The 18,179-nt window shown below is 29.7% G+C and carries 18 protein-coding genes; 17 read left to right on the forward strand and 1 reads right to left on the reverse strand.

The window, feature by feature from the left end; all coding sequences use genetic code 11:
- Positions 1–316: 316 nt before the first annotated feature.
- The 13 genes from B5E48_RS14010 (at position 317) to B5E48_RS02060 (ending at position 13,274) form a co-directional block, all read left to right on the forward strand.
- Complete coding sequence (locus tag B5E48_RS14010) at positions 317–526, forward strand: NUDIX hydrolase N-terminal domain-containing protein (RefSeq protein WP_343286322.1); 210 nt, start codon at positions 317–319, stop codon at positions 524–526.
- A 15-nt stretch (positions 527–541) separates the two neighbouring features.
- A complete protein-coding gene (locus B5E48_RS14015) occupies positions 542–934 on the forward strand; it encodes an NUDIX domain-containing protein (protein WP_343286323.1) in 393 nt (130 codons plus the stop codon).
- Positions 935–1,038: 104 nt separating this feature from the next.
- Entirely contained in the window at positions 1,039–1,398 is a 360-nt protein-coding gene (locus B5E48_RS02010; RefSeq protein WP_087245594.1) for a GntR family transcriptional regulator, read from the forward strand.
- A complete protein-coding gene (locus tag B5E48_RS02015; RefSeq protein WP_087303916.1) occupies positions 1,391–2,089 on the forward strand; it encodes an ABC transporter ATP-binding protein in 699 nt (232 codons plus the stop codon). Before B5E48_RS02010 ends, B5E48_RS02015 begins: the two co-directional genes overlap by 8 nt.
- Positions 2,083–2,853 (forward strand): hypothetical protein, encoded by a 771-nt coding sequence (locus tag B5E48_RS02020; protein ID WP_087303917.1) that lies wholly within the window; start codon positions 2,083–2,085, stop codon positions 2,851–2,853. The genes B5E48_RS02015 and B5E48_RS02020 overlap by 7 nt, the downstream gene beginning before the upstream one ends.
- A gap of 212 nt (positions 2,854–3,065) precedes the next feature.
- Positions 3,066–4,127, forward strand: a complete 1,062-nt coding sequence (locus B5E48_RS02025; protein ID WP_087303918.1) for a Fic family protein — start codon at positions 3,066–3,068, stop codon at positions 4,125–4,127.
- Positions 4,127–5,629, forward strand: coding sequence for a class I SAM-dependent DNA methyltransferase (locus tag B5E48_RS02030; RefSeq protein ID WP_087303919.1), 1,503 nt, complete (start codon positions 4,127–4,129; stop codon positions 5,627–5,629). The genes B5E48_RS02025 and B5E48_RS02030 overlap by 1 nt, the downstream gene beginning before the upstream one ends.
- 45 nt (positions 5,630–5,674) lie before the next feature.
- Positions 5,675–6,772 (forward strand): restriction endonuclease subunit S, encoded by a 1,098-nt coding sequence (locus tag B5E48_RS02035; RefSeq protein WP_087303920.1) that lies wholly within the window; start codon positions 5,675–5,677, stop codon positions 6,770–6,772.
- Positions 6,773–6,813: 41 nt separating this feature from the next.
- The gene (xerA, locus tag B5E48_RS02040) at positions 6,814–7,809 is read left to right on the forward strand and encodes a site-specific tyrosine recombinase/integron integrase (protein ID WP_087303921.1); all 996 of its coding nucleotides are present in this window, start codon (positions 6,814–6,816) and stop codon (positions 7,807–7,809) included.
- Between the two features lie 13 nt (positions 7,810–7,822).
- Positions 7,823–8,143: a multidrug transporter gene (locus B5E48_RS02045; protein WP_087303922.1), complete on the forward strand. Its 321-nt coding sequence runs from the start codon at positions 7,823–7,825 to the stop codon at positions 8,141–8,143.
- A gap of 27 nt (positions 8,144–8,170) precedes the next feature.
- On the forward strand, positions 8,171–9,193 hold the full coding sequence (locus B5E48_RS02050) for a restriction endonuclease subunit S (protein WP_087303923.1): 1,023 nt from the start codon (positions 8,171–8,173) through the stop codon (positions 9,191–9,193).
- 28 nt (positions 9,194–9,221) lie between these two features.
- Entirely contained in the window at positions 9,222–12,521 is a 3,300-nt protein-coding gene (locus tag B5E48_RS02055; protein ID WP_087303924.1) for a DEAD/DEAH box helicase family protein, read from the forward strand.
- Between the two features lie 99 nt (positions 12,522–12,620).
- Positions 12,621–13,274, forward strand: coding sequence for an HAD family hydrolase (locus tag B5E48_RS02060; RefSeq protein ID WP_087303925.1), 654 nt, complete (start codon positions 12,621–12,623; stop codon positions 13,272–13,274).
- A gap of 52 nt (positions 13,275–13,326) precedes the next feature.
- Here B5E48_RS02060 and asnA read toward each other — a convergent pair whose 3' ends face one another.
- Positions 13,327–14,343, reverse strand: a complete 1,017-nt coding sequence (gene asnA / locus B5E48_RS02065; protein WP_087303926.1) for an aspartate--ammonia ligase — start codon at positions 14,341–14,343, stop codon at positions 13,327–13,329.
- 206 nt (positions 14,344–14,549) lie between these two features.
- Here asnA and thrC point away from each other — a divergent pair, with 206 nt between their 5' ends.
- The 4 genes from thrC (at position 14,550) to B5E48_RS02085 (ending at position 18,176) form a co-directional block, all read left to right on the forward strand.
- The gene (thrC, locus tag B5E48_RS02070) at positions 14,550–16,040 is read left to right on the forward strand and encodes a threonine synthase (protein WP_087303927.1); all 1,491 of its coding nucleotides are present in this window, start codon (positions 14,550–14,552) and stop codon (positions 16,038–16,040) included.
- Positions 16,037–16,930 carry a homoserine kinase gene (gene thrB / locus B5E48_RS02075; protein WP_087303928.1) on the forward strand — a complete coding sequence of 298 codons (894 nt, stop codon included), beginning with the start codon at positions 16,037–16,039 and terminating at the stop codon, positions 16,928–16,930. The genes thrC and thrB overlap by 4 nt, the downstream gene beginning before the upstream one ends.
- Positions 16,931–17,008: 78 nt before the next feature.
- Positions 17,009–17,767, forward strand: a complete 759-nt coding sequence (locus B5E48_RS02080) for a histidinol-phosphatase (RefSeq protein ID WP_087303929.1) — start codon at positions 17,009–17,011, stop codon at positions 17,765–17,767.
- Positions 17,768–17,927: 160 nt separating this feature from the next.
- Entirely contained in the window at positions 17,928–18,176 is a 249-nt protein-coding gene (locus B5E48_RS02085) for a hypothetical protein (RefSeq protein WP_087244459.1), read from the forward strand.
- Positions 18,177–18,179: the final 3 nt, after the last annotated feature.

Raw genomic sequence — 18,179 nt, forward strand, 5'->3', positions numbered from 1 at the left:
TTATTGATTGAAAAGTCACCATGAGTATACAGATTATAACTTTGATTTGGTATATATTAGTATTTATTGATTGAAAAGACTCCATGACTATACAGAATGTTTAAATTTATCTGGTATATACCTTTTTGAAGAAATGTTTTGATATTTATTGGTAAAAAGTGATGTTATGACTATATCACCATAACTATCATTTTCAAGCAAATGGATATTCATTCTTATATACTAGTGATGCCATGACTATAAATATCATCAATTTTATGCATTTCATTGAAATAATGGTTACCAAAGATATAATAAAAATAAAGAGGTGGAAAAAATGAATAATAAAAAATGGGTGGATTGGGCTATTGAATTACAAAGTTTGGCACAAGCAGGATTAACTTATGGTCATGATGTTTACGATCAGGAAAGATATGAACGTATAAGAGAAATATCGGCTGAAATCATGGCGTATCAAAATGATATTCCTTTAGAAAAAGTGAAAGATTTATTTTGTAATGAAAGTAGATATCAGACACCTAAATGAGATACACGTGCAGCTATTTTTAAAGATAATCAAATTCTTTTAGTGAAAGAGAATAATGGAAAATGGTCACTTCCTGGTGGATGGGTAGATGTGAACTTATCAGTTAAACAGAATACAATAAAAGAAGTGAAAGAAGAAGCTGGTTTAGATGTGATTGCTGATAGAATTATTGCTGTACAAGATCGTGCTCAACATAATGTTCCAGTTTATGCTTATGGCGTTTGTAAAATTTTTGTGCTTTGTTATGAAATAGGTGGAAAGTTTGAGAAAAATGTAGAAACAGTAGAATCTAGATATTTTGATGAAGATCATTTACCTGAGCTTTCTACTGAGAAAAACAATGAAGAACAAATTCATATGTGTTTTGAGGCCTATCGTCATCCTAATTGGAAAACTTTATTTGATTGAGATAAGAGATAGTGAAAAGCTATCTTTTTTTGTGTGTGAATATTGACAAAAGAATTATACTGTGTTACTGTATTAGTGTATTAATACAGTAAGGTGGAATGGCTATGAATCATTTTCAAACAGATACGCCTATTTATTTACAGGTTGTTGAAGAAGTCAAATCAAAAATTCTTGGTGGACAGTTACATCCAGGTGATAAATTAGAATCAGTCAGAGAAATGGCATCAAGATTGGAAGTCAATCCTAATACCATTCAAAGAGCTTTTTTGGAATTAGAACATCAGGGATTTATTGTGACACAAAGGGCAGTAGGAAGATTTGTTAGTGAAGACATTGATTTTATTGAATCATGTCGTCAAAACAAAATACAAGAAACGATTCAACAGTTTGTTAAAGAAATGGAGCGTTATGGCATTACAAAAGCAGATATTATTGCTTATTTAAAGGAGGAAAATCATGAGTGAACTTATAAAAATCCAAGATTTAAATAAAAAATATGGAAAGAAACAAGTTTTAAAAAATGTGAATTTAACTTTACATGGTGGACAGATTGTGGGTTTACTTGGACCTAATGGAAGTGGGAAAACAACACTGATTAAAGTTTTAAATGGTTTATTGAAAGAATATGATGGAGATGTTCAAATTGATCAGCAAGCTATAGGTATTCATTCTAAAAAAATCATTTCTTATTTACCAGATGAACCTTATTTTGAAAACTGGATGACAACCAGTGATGCATTAAATTTATTTGTTGATATGTATGATGATTTTGATTTGAATAAGGCATTATCTTTAATGGAAAGAATGAATATTGAAAAGAAAGTGAAGATTAAAGAATTATCAAAAGGAATGAAAGAGAAGTTTCAGTTGATATTGGTTATGTCTAGAAAAGCAAAGATTTATATTTTAGATGAACCATTAGGTGGTATTGATCCGGCTGCAAGAGAACTTATTTTAGATACTATTTTAAATAATTATGCTGAAGATGCACTTGTTTTATTATCAACACATTTGATTGCGGATATTGAAAAGATATTTGATGAAGTGATCTTTATTAAAAATGGTGAAATTATCTTACATGAAAATAGTGAGGACTTAAGAATGAAAAGACAAGCTTCTATTAATGATATTTTTAAGGAGGAATTCAAATGTTAAAATTAATGAAATATGAATTTATTCATTCTATGCGTTCCTTTTTCATCTCGTTTTGTGTTTTCTGGGGTGCATGTTTATTATTACCATTTTTTACAGAAGGACTAATTCTAGATATTCCTATTTTAAGCTTTATGATGGCTTTTGGATTTACAGTTTTAGTTATGGGAATTAGTATTGCATTATTTGTCAGTATTTTTACACATTATTATCATTCTATGTTTAAAAGACCAGCTTATCTGACATTGACTTTACCTGTATCATCTTTGCAGTTAATTATTTCTAAGCTTATTGTTTCATTTGTATGGCTTATTCTTGGCGGAATTGCATTGATGTTTGGGGTTTTATTGATGGGAGTTATGATGTCATTGTTGACACATAATATGTCAATCATGCAGATTTTTCAGGGAATTCCAGAAGTGTTCAAAAGATTAGGACAGATGTTCATGAATCAGCCTGGTGAATCATTGTTAAGTCTTATTTATATGATTGTAGAAACATATGCGCTTATTATATCTATTTATTTTGCTTTAACGTTAGCACATACAGCTTTATGTCGTCATCATCGTTTGGCTGTCGGGATTTGTATATGGATAGTTTTGGGAATTATTTTCTCATGGATACAATTTGTTTTATCAGGTATGAGTATCACATCTATTGAATGGTATGGAATTCCAGTTACGTTTATGTTCATTGATCTATTTTTCAATGTGATTTTAACTTTCGTTACAGTCTATATTTTAGATTATCATATTGAAATTGAATAAAAGATCCTCAAATAACGAGGATTTTTTTGCTTATCATCTTTTAAATAAATAAAATTGTAATAAGTTTATGAAAAAGGTATATTATATATGCTTTTTTGGTATGTTTCAATTATATCACTTTAATTCAATTTAGTCATTTTTTAAAAAAAGACTAAATTGAATTGTAACGATGAGTAAATTAATATATAATATAAAAAAGGTAAGGTGATTATATGAGAGATTATAATTATATACAAAAGTGGGAAAAACTATTAACTCCACAAATTGTATCATTATTAACGACTATTCATGAATTTAAAGGTAGGCAAGCTTTATTTATTGAAGCTAATTCTGATAAATTGCTTGATTTGTTAGAAATTGCTAAAATTCAAAGTACTGAATATTCTAATAAAATAGAAGGAATATATACTTCTGACGATAGATTAAAACAAATCGTTTTGGATAAAACAATGCCAAAAACTCGAAGTGAAAAAGAAATTGCAGGATATAGAGATGTTTTAAATACAATTCATGCAAACTATGAATATATACCAATTATTCCGTCTATGTTATTACAATTGCATAGAGATTTGTATAAGTTTTCTGGTGAAGGTTATGGTGGGAAATTTAAATCTTCGGATAATATTATTGCTGAAGTAGGTAGAAATGGGAAAAAAAGTATTAGATTTAAACCTGTTCCAGCATGGCAAACTGCTGAATCAATAAATGATTTGTGCAGTGCGTTTAATGAGATTATAGAAAGTGAAAATGTAGATCCATTGTTACTGATACCGATGTTTATATTAGATTTTTTATGCATTCATCCTTTTGATGATGGAAACGGAAGAATGAGTAGGTTATTAATGTTACTTTTGTTATATCGTTCAGGATATATTGTTGGAAAATACATAAGTTTAGAGAAAATTATAGAAAACTCAAAAGAAAGTTATTATGAGGTCCTAAAGGAAAGTTCATATGGCTGGCATGAAAATGAAAATAATTATGAGCCTTTTGTTAGATATACTTTAGGAATTATTGTAAGTGCATATCGTGAGTTTGAATCTAGAGTTATATTGGTTTCTAAAGTTAATGTTTCAAAATCTGAAAGAATATCTGAAATTATCAAGGGACATATAGGAAAAATAACAAAATCTGAAATAATGAAATTGTGTCCCGATATTAGTCAAACAACAGTACAAAGAACTTTAAATAATTTACTGGAGAATGGCCAAATCACCAAAATTGGTGGTGGACGTTATACTTCGTATACTTGGAATTGGAGGAAAGAAAAATAATGATTACTGGACAATTAAAAAATAAGATTGATACCTTATGGGAGGTTTTTGCGACAGGAGGACTCACTAATCCTTTAGAGGTTATAGAGCAAATTACTTATTTAATGTTCATACATGATTTAGATGAATCTGATAATAAAAAATCCAAAGAATGTGCAATGTTAGGATTACCATTTACAAGTGTATTTAATGATGATGTGGTGATAGGAGATAGAACAATTGATGGAATGCAATTAAAATGGTCTGTATTTCATGATATGCCTGCTGATAAAATGTATTCTATTATTCAAGAATGGGTCTTTCCATTTATTAAAACATTACATGCTGATAAAAATAGTGCGTATTCAAAATATATGGATGATGCTATTTTTAAAGTACCTACACCATTATTGTTAACTAAAGTAGTAGATTCCTTAGATGAAATATATGATTTGATGAGTCAAGAAAAAGATATAGATATTCGTGGTGATGTATATGAGTATTTATTATCAAAGATAGCTACTGCGGGACGTAATGGACAATTTAGAACACCTAGACATATCATTCGTATGATAGTTGAACTCATGAAACCACAACCTAATGAAATAATATGTGACCCTGCTTGTGGAACTTCAGGATTCTTAGTGACCGCAAGTGAATATCTACGTGAAAATTTCAAAGAAGAAATTTATTTTGATAGACAAAAAAAGGATCATTATATGAATCATATGTTTTATGGGTATGATATGGATAGAACTATGTTGCGAATAGGGGCGATGAATATGATGACTCATGGTGTAGAATCGCCATACATTGAATATAGAGATAGTTTATCTGATCAAAATCCAGACCGTGATAAATATTCATTGATTTTAGCAAATCCGCCATTTAAAGGAAGCCTGGATGCTGATTCAGTATCAGCAGATTTATTAAAAGTTTGTAAAACAAAGAAAACGGAACTATTATTCTTAGCCTTATTTTTAAAGATGCTAAAGGTAGGAGGGCGTTGTGCTTGCATTGTTCCTGATGGAGTTTTATTTGGTTCTTCAAAGGCACATAAAGCAATACGAAAAGAATTGATTGAAAATAATAAATTAGAAGCGGTAATCTCAATGCCATCAGGGGTCTTCAAACCTTACGCTGGGGTATCTACAGGAATATTAATTTTTACAAAAACAAATCATGGTGGTACTGACAATGTTTGGTTTTACAATATGACTGCAGATGGTTACAGTTTAGATGATAAACGTACAAAAGTTAGTGAAAATGATATACCAGATATTATTCAACGTTTTAATGCTTTAGATAATGAAAAAGAAAGGAAAAGAACAGATAAATCCTTCTTTGTAACTAAAAAGGAAATAGTAGAAAATGATTATGATTTATCAATTAATAAATATAAGGAAATAGAGTATGAAAAAATTGAGTATCCTCCTACAAGAGACATTATGAAAGAAATTCTGGAGATAAATAATGAGATTGCTAAAGAATTAAAAGAATTAAGTGATTTATTAGAAGATTAAAAGAAAGGAGTCATCTGAATTAATAAATTCGGATTTGTAGAGTAAATGAGGGTAAAAATAGAAGATGTCTGTGATAAAGCAACATCAAATTTAAAACAATCTGATGTTATGAATAAAAAAGGGTTGTTTCCAGTTTTTGGTGCAGCAGGGTATTTAGGAAAAATAGATACATTTCATCAATCAAAGCCATATGTGGCAATAGTGAAAGACGGAGCGGGAATAGGTAGAACTATGTTACTTCCGGCAAAATCGTCTGTTATAGGTACAATGCAATATTTATTACCCAAAGATAATATTTTACCTGCATATTTATATTATGTAATAAAGGCAAGACATCTAGAAAAATATTTTTCTGGAGCAACAATACCACATATATATTTTAAAGATTATAAAAATGAACAATTTGATTTAGTAAACTTTGAAAAGCAAAAGCAAATTGTACATAAATTAAAAGTAATAGAAAAAATAATGACAAATTTAAATGATGAATTAAAATTATTCGATGAACTTATCAAAGCCCGATTTGTCGAGATGTTTGGTACGCTTAGCGATAATGAAAACGGGTTTGATGTTGTTATTATTGATGATGTTTGTTCTTTGATAAAAGATGGTACTCATCAAACACCTCAATATATAGAAGATAAAGAAGAAGGATATAAATTTTTATCATCAAAGGATGTAATGTCTCAAAAAATAGATTGGAGTAAGATTAAATATATTCCTGCAGACTTACATGAAAAACTTTATGCAACACTCAAGCCACAAAGAAATGATATTTTAATGTCTAAAAATGGTGTCAATTATGGAGTTGCTGCTATTAATGATACAGATGAAGTTTTTGATATATATGTTAGTCTTGCCTTGCTTAGGCCTAAGGAAATGATAGATCCAATATTTTTTAGATGTGTAATTAATAACCCGGAAACAAAAAGACAATTTGATTCAAGTATTAAGGGAGTAGGGGTACCTAATTTGCATTTAAGTGAAATAAAGAAAACGAAGATTTTTCTTCCACCAATGAAACTTCAAAAGGAGTTTGTGAACTTTGTGAAACAGGTAGATAAATCAAAATTTGAAGTTCAAAAGTCATTGGAAAAAACACAACAATTATATGATAGTTTAATGCAAAAATATTTTGGATAAATAAAATGGTTGTAGTGATGTTGGTAATGGAGGTTACTAACATGAATGAAACTATTATTAAAGAAATTGAACAACAATTATTACGTTATTTAGATAATGCACAAATGGAACAATTGCATAAAACTTTAAAACATTGTTTAGAGAATGTTGAAATTAAAATTAAAGAAAATGAAATGGACGATATTTATGATTATACTAATATTGAATTAATAAATAAGTTTATTGCAGCAAAAGAAATAGAAGGATGTTCTGAAAGAACAATTAAGTATTATAAATCTACATTATTGATGTTAGATAGCAGAATGAGTATACATGTAACACATATGACAACAGATAATTTAAGAGAATATCTAACAAATTATCAGAAAATCAATAATTGTTCTAAAGTAAGTATTGATAATATAAGAAGAAATCTCAGTAGTTTCTTTTCGTGGTTAGAGGAAGAAAATTATATTCTTAAGAGTCCTATGAAAAGAATACATAAAATAAAAACTGACAAAATAATTAAGGAGATTTTATCAGATGAATCATTAGAATGCTTACGTGATAATTGTAATAATTTGAGAGATTTAGCAATTATAGATTTACTAGCGTCAACAGGAATGCGTGTGGGTGAATTAGTTAAATTAAATATTAATGATATCGATTTTGAAAATAGAGAATGTGTTGTATTTGGTAAAGGCAATAAGGAAAGGCCAGTCTATTTTGATGCTAGAACAAAAATTCATTTAAAGAATTATTTGAATAGTCGAACAGATAATAATCCTGCTTTATTTGTATCATTGGACAAACCACATGATAGATTAAAAATAAGTGGTGTTGAAATAAGATTACGTTCATTAGGAAGGAAGCTTGGAATAAATAAAGTCCATCCACATAAGTTTAGGAGAACAGTAGCTACTAAAGCTATCGATAAAGGGATGCCAATAGAACAAGTTCAAAGTTTACTGGGGCATTCTCAAATCGATACAACGATGCATTATGCAATGGTTAATCAAAATAATGTTAAAGAATCACATAGAAAGTATGTGGCATAGGAGGAAGAATATTATGTTTGATGTAAAAGAAAGAGATTGGAAAATATTTAGAAAGAAAATAATTATATGGCAAGAAAACTATATGCAGAAGTTAAATAATGAATATATTGAGATATTACAAAGAGATAATGATGCTTCAAAAAACTTTTGGGATTTAGAAAGAAGAATTTATAAGGATAAAAGAAGTGTTGGGGTAGCTATTGATATGAGAAGATCAAAGATGCATGAAAATATATGGGATTTATTAAAAGATGATATTATAACTTTTGATGATTTAAATGATTTTAGTGAAGATTTCAAAAGTGAAATAAAATATATGATTGACAGATGGTAAATTCGGATTTGTGGGGATGAAAATGTGATGGATTTTAGTGAAATTTTCGAAGACAAAACAAAATATGGAACTAAGTTAAAAACGGATGAGTATGAAGAACAAGGAAAATATTTAATTGTAGATCAAGGTCAAGAGTTAATCGCTGGTTATACGGATAAAAAAGAAGGATTTTTTTCGGAACTGCCGGTAATTATTTTTGGAGACCATACGAGAATACTTAAATATATTGATCAACCATTTTATATAGGTGCAGATGGGGTTAAAATATTACGATGTAAGTTTCAAAATGCAAATTATAAGTATCTATTTTATGCATTGAAAAATGTCTATATTCCAAATACAGGATATAATCGACATTTTAAGTGGTTGAAACAATCAAGCATTAAATACCCTGATAGTGTAACTCAGAATAGAATAGTTAAAATATTAGATACTGTGTCTAGCATTATTGAATTGCAAAAAAAAGAGTTGGATCAATTAGAGTGTTTAATCAAAGCCCGATTTGTCGAGATGTTTGGGGATCCAATAAAAAATGATAAAGGTTGGAAACAAGTGAAATTAATGGATTTGGGATTACTTGCAAGAGGTATATCTAAGCATAGACCAAGAAATGCTGTTGAATTACTTGGAGGACCATATCCATTAGTTCAAACAGGGGAAGTGGCTAATGCTGATACTTATATTACATCATATTTAAGTACGTACTCTGAGTTAGGATTAAAACAGAGTAAGATGTGGCCAAAAGGAACACTATGTATAACGATAGCCGCTAATATTGCTCAAACATCAATACTAACTTTTGATGCATGTTTTCCGGACAGTGTAGTAGGCTTTATTGCTGGAGAGCGAGTTGAAACAGTATTTGTTCATTATTGGTTTAGTTTTTTACAGAGTTCATTAGAAGCACTTGCTACACAGGTTGCCCAGAAGAATTTAAACTTAAAAACGTTAAGCAATGTAGAGGTTATAGTTCCACCAATACAATTGCAAAGCGAGTTTGTAAATTTTACGAAACAAGTCGATAAATCAAAATTTATAAATAAAGGATAAATTGTTTATGGAAAGGGGAGATAGGAATATGACTAATTTCGATTATTTGAAAAATGAGCCAAAATTTAGTAGTTTTGCTGATGCTGCTATTATTGCAGAAAAAAGTTATCAAATTGATGCTTCAACATGTACGTTAAATTGTCGTAGAGCAATGGAAATGGCTATTAAATGGATGTATTCAATTGATAATGATTTAAAAATGCCATATCAAAGTACATTATATAGTTTAATGCGTTCAGAAGATTTTCAGGATATTATTGATGAAAATTTGTATAAACGTTTAGATTTTATACTTATTAATGGGAATATGGCAGCGCATGATAATAAAAAACTATCTAATGATGTTGCTAAATTATGTTTAGAAAATCTATTTTATTTTATGGATTTTATTTCTTGTTGTTATAGTGATGTATATGTTGAAAAAAATTATGATCAATCATTACTGAATGTAAAAACAAAGGAATCAATATCAGAAAATGAAATAATTGAAATTGAGTTAGAAAAGCTTATTAGAGAAAATCAAAAATTAAAGAAAGAATTAACGTTAAGAAGAGAGGCTCAAAAACAAAATTATGTCCCTAAACCATTAGAATTAAGTGAGTTTGAAACAAGAAAATTATATATAGATTCAATGCTTAGAGATGCTGGGTGGATTGAAGGAAAAGATTGGTTAAATGAAGTTGAGTTATATGGTATGCCAAATAAAGGAAAAGTTGGATATGCTGACTATGTTTTATTTGATGATGCTCATAAACCGCTTGCTGTTATTGAGGCAAAGAAAACTTGTGTTGATCCTTCAAAGGGACGACAACAAGCTAAATTATATGCTGATTTATTAGAAAAGAAGTATAAACGACGTCCAATTATTTTTTTAACAAATGGGTTTGATACAAGGATTGACGATCATCAATATCCAGAAAGAAAAGTGGCATCAATATATTCAAAAAGAGATTTAGAAAAAATATATAATCTTAGAAAAATGAAAGGAAAATTGAGTAATATCAAAGTAGATTTAAATATTGCGGGGAGATATTATCAACAAGGTGCTATTAAAGCTATATGCGAAAGTTTTGAAGCGAAAAACAGAAGGAAAGCATTACTAGTGATGGCAACAGGTTCTGGTAAAACAAGAACAGTTATTGGGCTTGTAAAAGTTTTAATGGAAGCAGGATGGATTAAAAATGTTTTGTTTTTAGCAGATAGAAATTCACTTGTTACACAAGCAAAAAGAAGTTTTGTAAATATGCTTCCCGAAATGTCAGTAACAAATTTGGTAGAAGATAAAGAAAATTATAATGCACGTATTGTATTTTCTACATATCAGACAATGATGAATTGTATAGATTCGGTAAAATACGAAGAAAAAAAACTATATACATGTGGGCATTTTGATTTGGTTATTTGTGATGAAGCACATAGATCTATCTATAATAAATATAAGGATATTTTTACATATTTTGATAGTCTTATTGTTGGCTTAACAGCTACACCTAAAGACGATATAGATAAAAATACTTATGAAATATTTGGTCTAGAAAATGGAGTTCCTACATATGGATATGAATTATCACAGGCAGTTAAAGACGGCTATTTAGTTGATTATTTATCTGTGGAAACAACTCTTAAGTTCATTGAAAATGGAATTACTTATGATGAATTATCAGATGAGGATAAGCAGAAGTATGAATCTACTTTTACAACTGAAGATGGGCATCTACCTGAAAAAATAGAATCATCAGCAATGAACTCATGGATTTTTAATGAAGATACTATAAAAAAAGCATTGGAAATATTAATGCAAAATGGCATATATATTGATTATGGACAAAAGATTGGAAAAACTGTTATTTTTGCAAAAAGTCATAAACATGCTGAGAAAATATATGAAATATTTAATAAAACATATCCACATTTAAATGGCTATGCGAAAATTATAGATAATTATATCAATTATGCTCAAAGTCTTATTGATGAATTTTCTGATGCGAATAAACTACCACAAATTGCTATTTCAGTAGATATGCTAGATACAGGCATTGATGTACCAGATGTTGTTAACTTGGTTTTCTTTAAAAAAGTAATGAGTAAAGCAAAATTTTGGCAAATGATAGGTAGAGGAACAAGATTATGTCCATATCTTATCGATGGGAAAGATAAAAATAAGTTTTATATTTTTGATTTTTGTGGAAATTTTGAATTTTTTAGAATGAATAAGGGAAAAGTTTCCGCAAATATGATAGCCGTACAGGGAGCTATATTTTCATTAAAGTTTCAAATAGTTTATAAATTACAAGATATAAATTATCAAACAGATGATTTACAACTATTTAGAAAACAGCTTATTGATGAAATGGTGATTAAAATTCAAGAATTAGATCGAGAAAATTTTGCAATTAGACAACACCTGAAATATATTGATAAATATTCTGATAGTCATAACTATAACTCTTTGTCTTATGAAGATACATTGCTTATTAAAGAAGAAGTAGCGCCTTTGATTATACCCGAAGATGATGAAATTAGGGCTGTGCGTTTCGATGCATTGATGTATGGAATCGAATTGGCATATTTATCAGGTAAAAAATATAATAAAGCGCGTTCGGATTTACTAAAGAAAGTAAAAGGTATTTCAGGTGTTGCAAATATACCGGAAATTCAAATTCAATCAGAATTAATAAATAAAATATTGAATACTGATTATCTTGATGAAGCTGATATTAATGATTTTGAAATAATAAGAAAGAGTATAAGGGATTTGGTAAAATATATCCCTAAACCATTAGTAATGTATGAAACTACATTGGATGATGATATTTTATCTGTGGATTGGAAAGAATCAGAATTACAAAACGACGATTTAAAACAATATAAAGCAAAAGCAGAGTTTTTTATTAGACAACATCAACAAGATGAAGCAGTGATTAGAAAAATTAAAAAAAATGAGGTACTTACTAGTAAAGATATAGAGAAATTAGAAGATATTTTGTGGCATGATTTAGGTACGAAAGAAGAATACTATACTGAATATGGAGAAAAACCGTTGGGTGAATTTGTAAGGGAAATAGTTGGATTAGATTTGGATGTTGCTAAAGATGCCTTTTCAGAATTTTTAAATAGTAATTACTTGAATAGTGATCAAATTTATTTTGTTAATCAAATCATAGAATATATTGCTAGAAATGGAATAATGAAGGATTTTTCAGTTCTTCAGGATTCTCCATTTACCAATCGAGGGAGCATTGTAGATGTCTTTTCGGATATAACAGTATGGGCAGGTATAAAAAGTATTATTGATAATATCAATGCAAATGCTATATATCATTCATAATTTGTAATAAAGAAAAATTTTATTTGTCAAGTGTATTTGATGGTTTAAAAAATGTTGCTTTGAAGGTAGAAAGCAAAATTGCGATACAGGAGGATCATTATGATAAAAGTAGTTATTTTTGATATGGATGGATTATTGATTGATAGTGAAGTGATTTCTTATCGCTGTTATAAGGAACTGATTGAAAGTTATGGATATTCATTTATGATGGAAGATTATATTCAGGATTATCCAGGAAAGCAGTTAAATGTATCTTTGCAGTTTATTAAAGAACATTATCATTTGGATTATGATATTAGGGAAAAATTCCAATTGTTTCATCATTTAGAGCAGAAATATATGAAAGAAGATGGTGTCCAATTGAAAAAAGGAACTCAAGAATTATTAAAGTATTTACAGGAACATGGATATTCTATTGCGCTGGCAACATCAAGTCTGTCATCAAGAGCTCATAGCATTTTAGATGAGCATGATATTTTACATTATTTTGATGAAATCATTTGTGGCAGTGATGTCCAAAGAGGGAAACCGTATCCTGATATTTTCTTAAAAGCCTGTGAAAGATTAAATGTTTTGCCGTCAGAGGCTATTGTTTTAGAAGATAGTGAAGCAGGTATACAGGCAGCTTATGATGCGAAAGTGCCTGTCTATTGTATTCCTGATTTAAAGCAACCAGGTGAAGACTATGTACAAAAGACACAAGGTGTTTTGACATCATTATTGGATGTTATAACAATCTTAGAAAATATGTGATGACATAAAAAAACTATAATCAACCGGATCTGATTGATTATAGTTTATTTTTTTATAATAAATGAATGTGATTTTCTTTACATAATTTCATAGTTTCATCATCCCATAAAGAAGCTTGTACTTCTCCAATATGAGCTTTTCTTAAAAAGAACATACATAAACGACTTTGACCAATTCCACCACCAATACTTAATGGAAGAACATGATTGATTACATTTTGATGGAAAGGTAAAGATAAACGTTCCATTGCATTGGCTTTTTCTAATTGTTCTTTTAATGCATGTTCATCTACACGAATACCCATACTTGAAATTTCTAATGCATCATCTAATTGCGTGTTATAAACAAGGATATCCCCATTTAATTTCCAGTCATCATAATCAGGTGCACGTCCATCATGTTTTTTTCCTGATTTTAAAATATCCCCAATTTGTAAGATGCAGACAGCTTTTTTATCTTTTGTGATAGCTTTTTCTCTTTCTTTAGGTGAAAGATCTGGATATAAATCTTCTAACTCTTGAGAAGTGATAAAATAGATTTCATCAGGTAAAATAGATTCACCGAGTTGTGGATAGTGTCTGATCATGAGAAATTCAACATCTAATAAAGCATTATATATTTTTGAAACAATTGCTTTAAAATAATCTAAAGTACGATCTTCCTTGGAAATCACCATTTCCCAATCCCATTGGTCCACATACATAGAATGAATATTATCTAATTCTTCATCTTTTCTAATTGCATTCATATCTGTATATAAACCTGTATGTTGTTCAAAACCATAGCGATAAAGAGCATCTCTTTTCCATTTAGCTAAAGAATGAATGATTTCGATTTCATCATTATGATTCAATTCAAATGAAGTAAATGAAACAGGTTTTTCAATTCCATTTAAATCATCATTAAGCCCAGTATTTTTTAATAGAAATAAAGGCGCAGAGACACGTGTTAAACGAAGCTGTTCAGCTAATCTTCTTTCAAATGTATCTTTAATCATCTTAATAGCAACCTCAGTTTCAATTAAATTAAGATGTGGTTGATAATCTTTTGGTATAATGATTTGACTCATTTTTGATTCCCCCTTTATATAATTATTGCTATTATAGTATATTGTAGAATATTAGTCAAAATGATATTTTAAAAATATCATAAAATATTTGTTATTTTTAGATATTTTATAAAATAAATAGGAACTATACTTAAATATTCTAATAATATTGACTTGTATTTTAAAATTGTATACAATGTAAAAAATATGGAAAGCAGGTGTATATCATGAATGAAAAGAAATATGTGAGTACAAGAGGTCAACAAAGACCATTGGATTTTTGTGATGCTATTTTACAGGGGATTGGTAGTGATGGAGGATTGCTTGTTCCTGATTTTGAATTGGATCAGAAAGATTTAAAAGCATTACAACATTTATCTTATGTAGACATGGCAACTGAAATTATGACTTCTTTTGTGGGAGAACAGGAAAAAGAAGAAATGAGAGCGTTATGTCAAAAAGCTTATGGACAAAATTTATTTCCTCAGGAAGTTGTTCCTGTTAAACAGGCAGGAGATGTTTTTATCGCTGAATTATTCCAGGGACCAACAGCCGCTTTTAAAGATATGGCATTATCATTATTGCCACATTTTATGACATATTCACTTAAGAAAAAAGGTGAACAAAGAAAAGTTATGATTTTAGCTGCAACATCTGGAGATACTGGAAAAGCTGCTTTAGAAGGATTTAAAGATGTAGATGGAACATATATTCAGGTTTTCTATCCTGTTGATGGGGTTTCACCTATTCAAAAACAACAAATGGTAACACAGACAGGAAACAATGTTGATGTGGTTGGAATTCAGGGAAATTTTGATGATGCTCAAAGAGCAGTGAAACAGGCTTTTCAATCATCAGCATTAAAAGATTTATGTGATGAACATCATGTTTTCCTTTCTTCAGCTAACTCTATTAATATAGGGCGTTTGATTCCACAGATTGTGTATTATTTTTATTCATATATGACACTTGTTAATAAAAATGAGATTCGTTTAGGTGAGAGTGTTCATTTCACTATTCCAAGTGGAAATTTTGGCAATTGTTTAGCTGGAGTTCTAGCGAAAAAGATGGGCTTACCAATCCAAAAATTTATTGTAGCGTCTAATAAAAATAATATTTTGACTGATTTTTTCCGTACTGGGAAATATGATGCACGTCGTGAATTTTATAAAACAAATGCACCTGCCATGGATATCCTTGTTTCAAGTAATTTAGAAAGACTTGTGTATATGATGGCACAGGATAGTCAAAAGGTAAAATCATATATGGATGATTTGAATCAAAATGGTGTTTATGAAATTTCATCTGATTTATTAGAAAAGATACAGGATGTATTTAAGGCAGGATGGCTTAATGAAGATGAAGTACTAGATACAATCAAAACATGTTTTGAACAGACAGGTTATCTTTTAGATACACATACTGCTATTGGTTATGGCGTTTATAAAGAATATCAAAAGGCTTCGGGAGATGAAACAAAGACAATTATTTTAGCGACAGCTTCACCATATAAATTTGCTGATTCTGTTTATAAAGCTTTAACAGATCAAAGCTTATCTGAATATCAAGCGATTGAAGCTGTTTATGAAAAAACAGGTGTTGATATTCCAAAACCATTAGTTCAACTTGATCAAAAAGAAATTTTACATCAAAAAGTTATTGATAAAGATGATATAATTCATGAGATTTCTCAAAAAATAAAGGAGATGTCATTATGAAAGTCAAAGTGAGAGTTCCGGCGACAAGTGCTAACTTAGGACCGGGATTTGATGTTGCAGGTCTTGCTGTGACATTATACAATACATTTGTTTTTGAATTGCTGGATCAGGGCTTAGAAATTACGGGCTGTCCGCAACAATTCTGTAATCAGGACAATTTAACTTATCGAGCATTTGTTGAAGGTGCAAAAGCTTGTGGATTGCAGTTTCAAGGATTACGTATTGAATGTAGTGGAGATGTCCCTTATACAAGAGGTTTAGGAAGTTCTTCAACATGTATTGTTGCAGGTATTGTCGGTGCATATGCGTTCATGGACCGTAGTGAAGATCGACAGGAAATATTAGAACTGGCAACACAAATAGAAGGACATCCAGATAACGTAGCACCAGCCATCTTTGGTGGATTGACAGTGTCAGTCATGAATGAAGAACATGTCACAACATTGAATATTCCTGTCAAACATGATTATCGTTTTGTTGCTTTCATACCTCCATTTACTTTATCAACAGAAAAATCTCGTGCTGTTTTACCACAACAGTTGCCTCGTCAGGATGCTATTGCGAATGTTTCTCATTTAGCATTAATGGTTGCCTCTTTAATCAATGGATATGATGATGGACTTAAACTTGGTTTTAAGGATCGCCTGCATCAACCTTATCGTGGAACTTTGATTCAGGGATATGATGAAATTATGTCTGTTTTGGAACAGGATGATCATGTACTGGGATGCTATTTATCAGGGGCTGGTCCAACGATTATGGCATTGATTAGAGAAAGTGATAAAAAAGGTGTTGTAAGAATGAAGGAAGAGCTTGGTGATTTGTTGAAAGATTGGCAGGTAGAAAAATTAGAATTAGATATGCGTGGTTATACATGTGATTATGAATAGGTATCTTCATAAGATGCCTTTTTATTTTCAAATGATTCAATTTACGCTATAATTATCAAGAAAAGGAGCTGAGTCATAGTGAAGAATTATCATACTCATACAAGACGTTGTCAACATGCTATAGATAGTGAAGAAGATTATATTCTATCAGCTATTCAATCTGGTTATACAGAACTTGGATTTAGTGATCATACCCCTTGGATTTATGATTCCTCATTTCATCCAACGATGCGTATGGAAGCCTATGAGATTGATGATTATGTATCAACTTTATTAAAATTAAAGGAAAAATATAAGCATCAAATTTCTATTAAAATAGGATTGGAATGTGAATATTTTGAAAAATATATGGATGGTTTAAGAGATATGTTAAAACAATATCCTATTGATTATATTATTTTAGGTCATCATTATGATGGCAGTGATGAAACAGGCATATATTTTGGACATCCTCTTACAAAATCACAATTATCTCAATATGTTGATAGCTGCATAAAAGCTATGGAAACTGGATTATACAGTTATGTGGCACATCCGGATTTGGCACGTTATGATACATCGGATCCATTCTATAAGCAGGAAATGCTTAGATTATGTATCAAGGCAAAGGAAATGAATTTACCATTAGAATTTAATTTGTTAGGATATAAAACACATCGTCATTATCCTAATGATACTTTTTTCAAAATAGCTAGAGAGGTGGGCAATCGTATCATTATTGGAACTGATGCTCATGAAAGCCAATCTTTACTGGATATGAAAACGTATCATCAGGCCCGACAACATTTAGAAAACTTAGGTTTATCCATAACTGAAGACATAACTTTTTTAAGATAGCTGTGTGAAAAAGAGATGTAGAGAAGATAGAACAGAGCTATCTTTTTATATGAGAAATGATGAAGAAAAGCATCATAAAATGACTTAAAAAAAAGACAGAATTGTCTATAAAAAAGACATATAATCATGTTATAATGATGAATAAGAGGAGTGTTAAAATATGGAACATGTGACAGATATAGATAAAAAGAATTATATAGATGATTGTAAAGAAATTGTAAGAACAACTATTGCTTTGGAAAAAATAGAATTATCAGATCATGAATTAACTTTATTGACTGAAGAAATTATGGATACTTCATTATCTATAGGAGGAGATTTTTCTAAAGAAAATATACGTTATATTGCCGTGCAGTATGTACGTAATCAGTTTTTACCACGTTTTCAAAAAGCTCATAAAGGAGGATAAAAT

Origin of the sequence: Massilimicrobiota sp. An105 (assembly GCF_002161155.1) — a bacterium.
GTDB lineage: Bacteria > Bacillota_I > Bacilli_A > Erysipelotrichales > Coprobacillaceae > Allocoprobacillus > Allocoprobacillus merdigallinarum.